The following is an 11,870-nucleotide window of genomic DNA, read 5'->3' on the forward strand; positions in this document are numbered from 1 at the left end:
TTTTTTAACACATAGCGCTTTAGTGTCAGTGCTTCCACTGGTAAACTTAGCAGCTTGTTATTACTCAAACGTCTTGAGTAAACGATAATAATTTTAACACTACTTGGAATAGAGATGCGTACCAGTCAATATATACTCGCAACACTTAAAGAAACTCCGTCTGATGCAGAAATTGTTTCTCATCAATTAATGCTACGAGCAGGCATGATCCGCCGCGTTGCGTCGGGTTTGTATACATGGTTGCCCTCTGGACTACGCGTACTTAAAAAAGTAGAAAACATTGTACGTGAAGAAATGGATAAAGCCGGCGCTATAGAAATGTTAATGCCTATTATCCAACCTGCTGATCTTTGGGAAGAGTCTGGCCGTTGGGAACAGTTTGGACCTGAATTGCTACGCATTACTGATCGCCACAATCGTCCATTTGCGCTAGGTCCAACTCATGAAGAAGTGATCACGGATTTTGTTCGTAAAGAAGTCAGCTCTTATAAGCAATTACCGCTTACTCTTTACCAAGTACAAACAAAAGTACGTGACGAAGTTCGCCCTCGTTTTGGTGTAATGCGTGCTCGTGAATTTACAATGAAAGATGCTTACTCTTTCCACTTAAGTGATGAGTGTTTAGAGAAAACCTACCAAGTAATGCACAAAGCATACTGTAACATTTTTGAGCGTCTTGGTCTTGATTATCGCCCTGTTATTGCAGATACAGGTTCTATTGGTGGTAGCGTATCACACGAGTTCCATGTACTTGCAGAGTCAGGCGAAGATGCAATCGCATTTAGTGATGCAAGTGATTACGCTGCAAATATCGAAAAAGCAGAAGCATTAGCACCGACTGAAGAACGCCCAGCTGCAAGTAAAGAGTTAAAAGCGTTCCCAACGCCTGATGCAAAATCAATTGCTGAGCTTAAAGAGCACTATGGTGTTAAACCTCATCGAGGCGTTAAAACATTAATCGTGTATGGCGCACCAGATGAAAACGAACAACGTGGTTTAGTTGCCCTTGTATTACGTGGCGACCATGAATTAAACGAGTTAAAAGCTGAAAAACATCCGCTTGTAGACTCACCGCTTGAAATGGCAAAAGAAGAAGACATCGTTGCAGCGATTGGTGCAAAACCTGGCTCTTTAGGCCCTGTCGGTCTATCAATGCCAATTATTGTTGATCGCACAGCTAACGTAATGGCTGACTTTGTAGCAGGTGCTAATAAAGATGGTGAACATTTCAGTGGTATCAATTGGGATCGCGATGTAGAAAACTACGAAGTGGCTGATATCCGTAATATCGTTGAAGGCGACCCAAGCCCATGTGGTCAAGGTTCACTGCAAATCAAACGTGGTATTGAAGTAGGTCATATTTTCCAACTTGGTACTAAGTACTCAGAAGCAATGAAAGCAGGCGTTTTGAGTGAAACAGGTAAAAACCAAGTAATGACAATGGGTTGTTACGGTATTGGTGTATCACGTATCGTGGCTGCCGCTATTGAGCAAAACAACGACCAATACGGTATTAAATGGCCGCAACCTATCGCGCCATTTGATTTAGCTATCGTACCTATGAACATGCATAAGTCTCATCGTATTCCTGATATTGCAGATAACCTTTACAAAGGTTTGAAAGATGCCGGTTTAGATGTGTTATTTGATGACCGTAAAGAGCGCCCTGGTGTAATGTTCAACGACATGGAGTTACTAGGTGTGCCTTTCACATTAGTTATTGGTGAGCGTAACCTTGATGAAAACAAGGTTGAGCTTAAAAACCGCCATACTGGCGAAAAGCTAATGCTTGATTTAGATAGTGCCGCTTCCGAAATTGCAGCACTTGTTAAAGGCTAATTAAGTCAGCTCTACAAAATATAAAAAACCGCTTCGGCGGTTTTTTTGTTTTATTTTACCAATTCGCTTAATTAAGTATTATTGCGGATTGGGATTAATTGTCATAGATGTTTCGCTAAAGCGTCTTTTATCTGTCATTGATTCTACCTAGCATTTACTTTATTACACCATGAGTAAATGCCATGAATAACACCACTTGTAGTAGTAAAACCCACTATCCTGCCGTTTGGATTTCCGACGTTCACTTAGGTTATAAAGACTGCCAAGCGCAGTATTTACTAGACTTTTTAAATGCGATTGAATGCGATGTGTTGTATTTGGTCGGTGATATTGTCGATTTATGGTCAATGAAACGACAGTTTTTTTGGCATCCTAGTCATTATGATGTGTTAGCGCTTATTCAACAAAAAGCGAAAGATGGCACACGAGTGATCTACATACCGGGTAACCACGACGAAACCTTTCGCCATTATGCTAATGATTCATTATTCGGTATAGAAGTACATAAACAATATATTCATACAACTAAAGCCAACAAACGGTTTTTACTTTTACATGGCGACGATTTTGACTCAGCAACTCGCTACAACAAATTAATCAGCATTGCAGGCGATGCAGGATACGACTTTTTACTATTTTTAAATCGCTGGACTAATCGCATTCGCCGTCTATTTGGCGGTAATTATTGGTCATTAGCCTCTTGGATCAAAGCACGAGTGCATAAAGCACGTGAAGCAATTGATGCATTTGAAAAAGCGGCCATCCACGAAGCAAAAAAACAAGTCGTCGATGGCATCATTTGCGGGCACATTCATCACCCAGCCGTTAAAGTGGTTGATGGAATTTTGTATTGCAATGATGGCGACTGGATTGAAAACTGCACTGCATTAGTAGAAAACAGCTCTGGGCGTATTGAATTACTGCACTGGAGTGAAACACAAAAAGTGATTCACTCTGCTGATATTAGTAAACTAACACCAAAAGCTGCGTTTAATAAAAACCAAGATGCAGCTTAAGACTTCAGCCACATTGATAGCTTTTTGCGCAATGTGGCTTGTTTAATTGGCTTGGTGATATAGTCGTTCATGCCAACACTCAGGCATTTTTCTCTATCACCCGCCATGGCACTTGCTGTCATAGCAATGATCACGACATCTTGGTATTTATCACCTGTTTTGCCCTGTCTGATAGCTTTAGTACAGTCATAACCATTTAAGTTTGGCATTTGGCAATCCATTAAGATCAGATCAAATTGAGTTTCGCTGTTATTCAATACCTCAATTGCTTCAAGACCATCGCTGGCTGATTCAATATGAACATGGCTATCTCTTAAAATGGCTTTGCTCACTTCTATATTAATCATGTTATCGTCGACGATAAGCACTGAACGAGATGTTAAATCAAGCTCAATAATTTCTTTAGTATCTGTATTTTTACGCTCAATAACAGAATCATTGTCATTAAATAAAACCGCGAGTTTATAGGCTAATTCATCAGGAGTGACAGGTTTTGCAATAACAGTACAATTGCTCGGTAATGTTTCTTTTTGTTTAAGTGATGTCATAACACCTAAAATTAATACACAGGTGTCGGGATAGCGATTTGCAAAACTCAACACATTGTTTAGTTCTGGATGTTTATGATCAATGATAAGTAAATCTAAATCATTAAAATCAGTTTCAGAAACATCAGTTAAATGCGTTATTTTATGACTCTGGCCTAGTGTCGCTAGTTGCAGCTCAACATTGTTAGCCAGTAATTCATAATGAATTGCACAGCCTACTTGTTTATCATTCAGTACATTGCTTTGATGCGGCACTTTTGACGACTCACTTATCGATACACAAATACTTGCCCAAAAGCGGCTGCCCTTTCCTTTTTCACTTTCAACGATAATATCACCACCCATCAACTGAGCGAGTTTTCGGCTTATTGAAAGCCCTAAACCACTGCCACCATAATGCCGTGTTGTACTTGAGTCCTCTTGGGTAAACACTTCAAACAATTTACTTTGGTTTGCTTTCGAAATACCAATACCTGTATCTTCAACAACGAAGCTTAGGCAAAGCGTATTGTCTGAATGCAGCTGTTCCTTAACCGTTAAACTTACATGACCTTTATGTGTAAACTTAAATGCGTTACTGAGTAAATTATTGAGAATTTGTTTTAAGCGGTGGCTATCACCCATTACAGTACGCTTAGTAATAGCATGAGCATCGAACAGTATTTCAATGCCTTTTTTCTGACCTTGAACGGCCATCGATGTTATTAAATCACTGCACACTGAAACAACATCAAACTCATGACTATCTAAATCAAGTTTACCAGCTTCAATTTTAGAAAAATCGAGAATGTCATTGATCAGTGTCATCAATGAGTTGGCACTGGTATTTGCATAATGTAAGTATTGCATTTGCTGAGTAGATAAAGGCTCTTCTTCGAGCATTTCCAGCATACCAAGTACCCCATTCATCGGGGTGCGGATTTCATGTGAGATATTAGCTACAAATTCACTTTTAGCTTTACTTGCTGCAAGAGCTTCTTCGGTGGCTTTTTCAAGCTCTGCTGTGCGACTTTTCACTTTTTCTTCTAATGTAGTATTAAGCTTTTCAAGTTGATGTTGAGCACACTTAAGTGAATCAATATTACGAAGTATGGCCGCTATTTGATATTGTTGTTTTGCTGCATCATAGACAGGTGTCATTGTGATCGAAAAATAATGCGTGTTTTGTTCATTAATGTGCACAGCTTCAAACGTAGATCGTTGCCCTTTTTTTATGGCTTCGCCAACCCCTTGAAAATCTTCTTCATTATAATCAAACAATGTATCAAAGTGGGTTGAATGCTCGGTGATACCAAAATACGTTTTTGCTGTTTCATTGGCATTGCAAATAACTCCATTTGGCTGAACCATAATGATAGCATCTGTCGAGTTTTCTATGATTTTACTATTCTTTTCTTTTAGAAAACTCAGCTCAATTTTTCTATTAATATCGCGTTGATAGATAGTAAATAGTATTAATACAGAAATAATCATTAAACATAAAGTGCTTATAAACCTCATACGTTTTTGATTGATTTCTTGCAAGAGTATCTCGGTTTTTATAGAAACAGCCAGAGTCAATGGCTGCATGTGAATGTCATTTTCAAACTCAATAGTTTTCTGAGCATATAATTTTTCAGGAAGATTCATTACATCAAAAAAATCATTGGCATTCATTTGTTGATCGATACTAAATTCTTCAGACCAATAATGAGGGTCGTCCAACTCAAAACTAAAGCGATACGACTCCTTTGGGTGATAAATAAATTGCTGCTGAGCATTTAAAAGATACACAGATAGCTTTTTAGCAGTATTACTTGTTAACTTATTGATAAGGTCTTCGGCATTATAGTTTAGGATCAAAACAGCAAACGGCTTACCTTCAGTGTCTTTTACAAGTTTAGCAATCCTATATGTGCTAACGTAAGGCTGTTGTAATCGTCCATTTTCACGGTTGTAGTTAATTGGTGATATATAAACTTGACCATCTTCTAGCTCTGCAGCAACTCGCATATAATCACGATGGCCTTTATGCTGTAAGTTCTCTTCACTAATTCTAATAACCTGATCGTTGACATTATCAACACGAACAACTTCTTTGCCATTGTCTGCAATATAAATATATCGCGCCTGCGCTAATTCTTTATCTGTAGTCATAAAACCACTAAAGATTTTTGCGAGGCGGTATTTCCAAGCAGAAATAGGCGTGCCTAAAACCGGATCTACCTGTTTATCATTAGTGGAACGCATTATAGCGAGTACTGGTGGGGTGGAATCTAAGAAATTAAGGGCTGAAACATTCTCTCTTAGACTTGTTTTAAACACACTTTGTTTTCTATCTAGTTCTCGCTGCATCTGTTCAAGTGCGCGGCTAAATACCTCTTCTCGAAGATCATATTCATATTTTACTGTAACAATACTGCCCAATATCAAGAGTATACAAATTGCTAGTATTGGTAGTTTATTACGTTGGAAGAAATGCGCTGAATGTCCAGAATCCATTGAATCGAAAGCCTTCATTGCTACTCTGCTTTAGAGTATAGGAGAGAATGATAACTAAAGTGGAGTATACAGAAAAAATTTTAGTTAATAAGGATTAGTAAGGAGTTAGCCTGTTCTATATACAAATAAAGCACCAAATTGGTGCTTTATTATTAGGTAAAATCAATAAATTCTTATCTAAATAAGACATCTTCTTTATTAAACCATTTAACACAAAATGCTAATAGTGCCCCTGCCACAATGACTGTTGCTAAGAAAATTAAACCCACTAGTGTGTAATCGACTGTGCCTTTAATGATTTCTTTGATTGCCAAAGCTACATTTGTTACAGGAATAAAGGCTGTTTTGCTCGTAAGCTCAACATTCGGCATCAACGCAATCATAATTGGAAAAATTACACCTATGCTTAGCGGAGCCATATAGTTTTGTGCTTCTTTAAAAGTTCGCGCATAAATTGAAATAGCCAATGCTAATGATGAGAAGATTGCAGCAATAGGCAATAACAACACAAAAATCAGCCCTAAATCTAATACAGTTAAAGAGCTAAATGCGTTTTTAACAACCGCTAAATCTACAAAAGCAATGGCCACCGATATCCACACACCCATACTAAGAACTGTAATAGTGGTTGTCGCAATTGAAGAAGCCAGCAAGGTTACAAACTTACCTAACACTAGCTGTGTGCGCGTGATTGGTGTAAGTAGAAGGGTTTCGAGTGTACCGCGCTCTTTTTCACCAGCCCCTAAATCAATAGCAGGGTACGTTGCGCCCATCAATACGAGAGGAATAAGTAGATAAGGAATAAACCCGCCAATTTTTTCACCCAGATTTTCACGTTTATCTGCAGTATCGACCTTAACAACTTTAATTGGCTCGATAATCGCGGCTTGTTGCTGCTCTGATACGCCAAAGCTTAACAGTTTAGTAGTACGCAGTTTATCACCATACTCTTTTGCAAGTTCTTTAACGCGGTCAAATAAGAAGTTAATCGCCTTAGCGTCGTTATACACAACTTGCCACTCACTTTGTTTAGCGTTATCGAGTGTTTGCTCAGCGTCTGAAGGTAAATAGATACCCATATCGATGGTACCCGCTTTAACCGCTTTAGTGAGATCTTCTACCGTATTAAAGGTTTCGTCGCCTTTATATAATGCAAAGCTCTTATGATAAAACACCTTATCTGTAAATTCTTGCGCGTAATTACCATTAATAATGGCGTAAGTATGCACTTCTTGCTCAGCTTCGAGTGCTGCTTGTGAACTAATAAATGCCATCACAGCAAATAAAAGAGGGAAAATAGCAACTGGCAGTGCGACAACGAATATCAATGTTTTACGGTCACGTAACAGCTCTTTTAATTCCTTTTTAAATACTTCAAACATCACGACTCTCCGTTAAAATATTCATAAACGCTTGATTTAATTCCTCACTTTGACCAGTTTGTTTAAACTGTTCTAATGTGCCATCAAAGCAACTAATACCTTGATTTATAACTGCAACGCGATCACAAAGTAATGCAACTTCATCTAGATGGTGAGTTGAAAAAATGACTGGAGTACCTTGCTCTTTAAGGCCACGAATAAAGCTAATTACAGTTTGCGTGGTCATAATGTCTAAACCTGTCGTTGGTTCATCGAGAATTACCACGTCAGGATGATGAACAACAGCGCGAGCAATATTGGCTTTTTGCTTCATACCTGTGGAAAGGTTTTCGGCACGCTTATCAATGAAGTTGTGCATATCAAGTAAGCTGAATAGTTCATCACAACGTGCCGCTACCGCCTTTTTACTCATGCCATGTAAACGGGCAAAATATTCTACGTTTTCTTTAACCGTTAAACGCCCATATAAGCCAGTGCTACCAGATAGAAAACCAATTGATTTGCGGCCAACTAATGGCTTTTTAACAATATCGTGACCAGAGATGGTGATACTGCCTTCATCTGGTTTTAATGCTGTTGAAATCATTCTAAGGGTCGTTGTTTTACCTGCACCATTTGGGCCGAGTAAGCCAAGCACTTCACCTTTATTACATTTAAAGCTGACGTCTCTTACAGAATGGAAAAACTCTTTATCTTCGCGGGGGTCTACATTGTCCGTTTTATTTTTTTTATGATCTTTTGTTAGCTTAAATTTCTTTTTAAGCCCTGCAACTTCAATCATGTGCGTTTCCTTCGTTTAGGTCTAAAGTAATCAGTGTTACTGTAAAATTCTGGATTTTCATTTTCAGTCCACCACCCTGGTACACCTAACAAGGGTAATGGAGATAAATTCTTATTATCACGTAAACAATCATCTACTTTAATCATCTCATAAAGACGTTGATCTAGATACGCATATTGCTCGCTTAAATCTTTACAAAATATGTCATTGGGTACAATTACAAATAATGCTTTCCCTGTTAAACCTATATAAGGCTGAGTGAGCATCTCGTAGTTAGCATGGCCAAACATGAACGGGCGAATATTTTTACCCCACTGCTCACGTTGTGTAACAAATGCTTGATGCCATTGATGATCGCGTAATTGTTGTTGCCAACTTTGTTCGGTAATTGCCAGTACTACACCACATTCGTCGAATAAGGTGAGAGCATTACGGTGTTTACTGCGCTCTTTTAGACCATGCAGTTTAATTTCTTCGATATGTTGATGATTTATCAGTGCTTTTGTTTTTGGAAATAAACACCAAATAAATCCACCAAAAAGGTCGTGCCAATTTTGTTGTCTTGTTGGTACTTGCCCTGTTTCATAAATAATTTGCTCATAATAACGAGTTTCGTCGGCAAATTTTTCATCCTCTACAAAGCTTATTACTGTGCCTTGTGTTGTTTTGGCATTTAAATATTGATTAAACCAGTCACAAGACGGCCAATTCGATAATTTGTCAATATTAAACAGCGTTGCTAGGTCACTAAAAGCACCGGTTGTAAGGTATTGTGTTGACCATTGCTCTGGTGCGCTAAATCGTTTCATTGCTTATTTTTTAACTTCTTGATGTATTGTGGGTAGTTTACCGTAAAAACTGGTTCTCATTAATAGAACCTCATATACTAATGCCACCATAAAACAAAAAAAGAGCTATTATGAAACGCTATTTTCCAATGACAGTACTTGCAAGTACCATTCTTGCAGGCTGTGCTTCAACAAGTATCACATCAGGTGATGTAGAAAAAGCCTATCAAAGCATCAACTCAGAGCAACTAGCAGAGCACATTAAAGTGTTAGCTTCTGATGAATTCGGCGGCCGTGCACCATCATCGAAAGGTGAAGAGCTAACGCTTGCCTATTTAACTGACCAATTTAAAGCATTGGGTTTTGAGCCTGGTAACGGTGATAGCTTCTTACAAGAAGTACCGCTTGTTTCACTTGAAGCAGACTCAAACATGGTACTTACCATTGGCGGCAAAGATTATCAGTATAAAAAAGATATGGTAATGGGTAGTAGCCGTATTAGTGCTAAACAAAGCATTAAAGATTCTGAATTAGTATTTGTTGGTTATGGTGTAAATGCGCCAGAGTACAACTGGAACGACTACGAAGGCTTAGACGTAAAAGGCAAAACAGTTGTAATGCTAGTTAATGATCCAGGTTATGCGACTAAAAACCCAGATTTATTTACTGGCGATGCCATGACTTATTATGGTCGCTGGACATACAAATATGAAGAAGCAAGTCGTCAAGGTGCAGCTGGTGCAATTATTATCCACGAAACAGCACCAGCTTCTTACCCATGGTCAGTTGTTGAAAACTCTTGGAGCGGTGAGCAATTTGGTTTCCAAAAAGAAAATAACAACATGGATCGTGTTGCTGTTGAAGGCTGGATAACAACTGATGTTGCCAAAGAGCTATTCACAAAAGCAGGTTTAGATTTCGATACTATGAAAGCAAATGCTGCAAAAGGTGCTTACCATATTGATATGGGCGACCTAACAGCTAGCGTTGAAGTAAATAACACGATTAAAAAGTCAATTTCATATAACTTCATTGCAACGTTACCTGGCAGCGAAAAGCCAGACGAGCACATCATTTACTCAGCTCATTGGGATCACCTTGGTACAGATAAAACACGTAAAGGTGACCAAATTTATAATGGTGCCCACGATAACGCGACAGGTACTGCAGGCTTAATTGAAGTTGCAGAAGCATTTGCTAGCCTTCCTGAGCACCCTAGCCGCTCAATGACTTTCTTAGCAGTAACCGCTGAAGAACAAGGTCTACTTGGATCAAAATATTACGCTGCAAACCCAGTGATCCCAGCTTCTCAAACTGTTGCAAACATCAACATGGATAGCTTAAATCTATTAGGTAAAGTGAAAGATATCAGTGTTGTTGGTATCGGCAAATCAGAAATGGATAGCTTGTTAGAAACAGCTGCTAAAGCACAAGGCCGAACTGTATCTGGCGATCCTAAACCGTCTTCGGGTGGTTACTATCGTTCTGATCACTTTGCATTTGCAAACATGGGTGTACCAGCAATGTATGCTGGCGGCGGCAGTGAAGCCCTTGATGAAGAAACTGCAAATTACCGTAAGCGTATGAGCTTAGTTCTTCGCGGTTGTTACCATCAGCCTTGCGATCGTTACCGTGATGAATGGGATTTATCAGGTGCCGTTCAGGATCTTCAGTTATTCTATCAAGTAGGTTTTGATATTTCAGAGCGTAAAGAATGGCCGACCTGGAATGCGAGCTCTGAGTTTCAACGCAAATAGATGCAAATGAGATTGATTTTCATTTAAATCAGTAATACAGTGTAACCTGATTAATTTTTAGGTTGCACTGTATGCTCTCATTAACACAAACGAGGTATTCCACTCATAAAGCGAGGTGTTATATTACGGACAATAAACGCTTATTTTTACCCCTATTATTGCTAATTTCTTTGGCAATACCAGCAAGCCGTGAATTTACCCTCCAAGCGTTAAGTGATGCTTTTTTTCAAGTATCTGTGTTTGTTGCAGCCACTTTATTAATCTATTACTACTTGATTGATCGGCTACCTCAATTACAGCTCAGCTATTTACGAGCTAAATCAGGCATCCTAGAAATCGGTTTTGCGTCAATCTTAGGTGCTTTACCTGGCTGTGGAGGTGCCATTATTGTAGTTACCCAATTTACCAAAAAACAAGCTAGCTTTGGCTCTGTGGTCGCTGTATTAACAGCAACCATGGGTGATGCTGCATTTTTGTTATTAGCAACCCGCCCTCTTGATGGGTTATTAATGATGGTAATCGGTGTTAGTGTAGGCGTAATTAGCGGACAGGTGGTTAATACATTTCATAAATCAGATAAGTTTCAACCTACGCAGGCCAGTGACTTCAGCGAACAACCTCAATGCCAACCAAAAGCTTTAATATTTAGCCGCCCGGTTTGGAAATTTGCCTTAATGCCAAGCTTGATTGTTGCTATTGTTATTGCCACCAATACCGACCTTAGCGTATTTGGTAATGGTATTAATCATGGCATTACCTTATTTGGTTCAATCATGGCGCTATTTATTGTAGTTGTATGGGCTCTTTCATCTAAAGGCAGCAGTTATAAACAAGTGACCAGCGAAGAAGCTCCATGCAATCCACCTTCAAAGCTCACGAAAGTGTTAATGGACACGCACTTTGTTACAGCATGGGTTGTCGCCAGTTTCATGCTATTTGAAGTTTTAGTTAATTTGCTAGGTGTTGATTTAAAAGCATGGTTTTCTGAATATGCTTATCTTGCTCCCTTGGTAGCTGTAGCAATAGGTTTGTTACCAGGCTGTGGGCCGCAAATTGTCGTAATGACACTTTATATTCAAGGCATTATCCCATTTAGTGCGATGGCAGCAAATGCAATATCAAATGATGGCGATGCTCTCTTCCCAGCCATCGCATTAGCACCAAAAGCAGCTTTAATGGCGACAGTCTATTCAACAATACCTGCGCTGTTACTCGGTTATGGATTGTACTATTACGGTCTTTAAAATATAAATTAAATACTATAAAAAAAACCAGCCG

General features: G+C 38.9%; 8 protein-coding genes. 4 read left to right on the forward strand and 4 right to left on the reverse strand.

The window, feature by feature from the left end; translation table 11 throughout:
• Window positions 1-114: 114 nt before the first annotated feature.
• Together HCZ11_RS03800 and HCZ11_RS03805 are read left to right on the forward strand one after the other, a co-directional pair.
• Complete coding sequence (locus HCZ11_RS03800; RefSeq protein ID WP_130051540.1) at window positions 115-1,839, forward strand: proline--tRNA ligase; 1,725 nt, start codon at window positions 115-117, stop codon at window positions 1,837-1,839.
• 182 nt (window positions 1,840-2,021) lie between these two features.
• The gene (locus HCZ11_RS03805; protein WP_130051541.1) at window positions 2,022-2,855 is read left to right on the forward strand and encodes a UDP-2,3-diacylglucosamine diphosphatase; all 834 of its coding nucleotides are present in this window, start codon (window positions 2,022-2,024) and stop codon (window positions 2,853-2,855) included.
• Here the strand turns inward: HCZ11_RS03805 and HCZ11_RS03810 are convergent.
• The 4 genes from HCZ11_RS03810 to HCZ11_RS03825 form a co-directional block, all read right to left on the reverse strand.
• On the reverse strand, window positions 2,852-5,902 hold the full coding sequence (locus tag HCZ11_RS03810; protein WP_254869063.1) for an ATP-binding protein: 3,051 nt from the start codon (window positions 5,900-5,902) through the stop codon (window positions 2,852-2,854). The genes HCZ11_RS03805 and HCZ11_RS03810 overlap by 4 nt on opposite strands.
• Window positions 5,903-6,057: 155 nt before the next feature.
• Window positions 6,058-7,266 carry an ABC transporter permease gene (locus HCZ11_RS03815; RefSeq protein ID WP_130051542.1) on the reverse strand — a complete coding sequence of 403 codons (1,209 nt, stop codon included), beginning with the start codon at window positions 7,264-7,266 and terminating at the stop codon, window positions 6,058-6,060.
• Window positions 7,259-8,047, reverse strand: a complete 789-nt coding sequence (locus HCZ11_RS03820) for an ABC transporter ATP-binding protein (RefSeq protein ID WP_130051543.1) — start codon at window positions 8,045-8,047, stop codon at window positions 7,259-7,261. The genes HCZ11_RS03815 and HCZ11_RS03820 overlap by 8 nt, the downstream gene beginning before the upstream one ends.
• Window positions 8,044-8,856: a DUF3025 domain-containing protein gene (locus HCZ11_RS03825; RefSeq protein ID WP_130051544.1), complete on the reverse strand. Its 813-nt coding sequence runs from the start codon at window positions 8,854-8,856 to the stop codon at window positions 8,044-8,046. Before HCZ11_RS03825 ends, HCZ11_RS03820 begins: the two co-directional genes overlap by 4 nt.
• A gap of 110 nt (window positions 8,857-8,966) precedes the next feature.
• Here HCZ11_RS03825 and HCZ11_RS03830 point away from each other — a divergent pair, with 110 nt between their 5' ends.
• A complete protein-coding gene (locus tag HCZ11_RS03830) occupies window positions 8,967-10,592 on the forward strand; it encodes a M28 family metallopeptidase (RefSeq protein WP_167657701.1) in 1,626 nt (541 codons plus the stop codon).
• Window positions 10,593-10,663: 71 nt separating this feature from the next.
• On the forward strand, window positions 10,664-11,836 hold the full coding sequence (locus tag HCZ11_RS03835; RefSeq protein WP_167657702.1) for a putative manganese transporter: 1,173 nt from the start codon (window positions 10,664-10,666) through the stop codon (window positions 11,834-11,836).
• The last annotated feature ends 34 nt before the right edge of the window (window positions 11,837-11,870 follow it).

This window comes from Pseudoalteromonas sp. HF66, assembly GCF_011806445.1.
Classification (GTDB): domain Bacteria; phylum Pseudomonadota; class Gammaproteobacteria; order Enterobacterales; family Alteromonadaceae; genus Pseudoalteromonas; species Pseudoalteromonas apostichopi.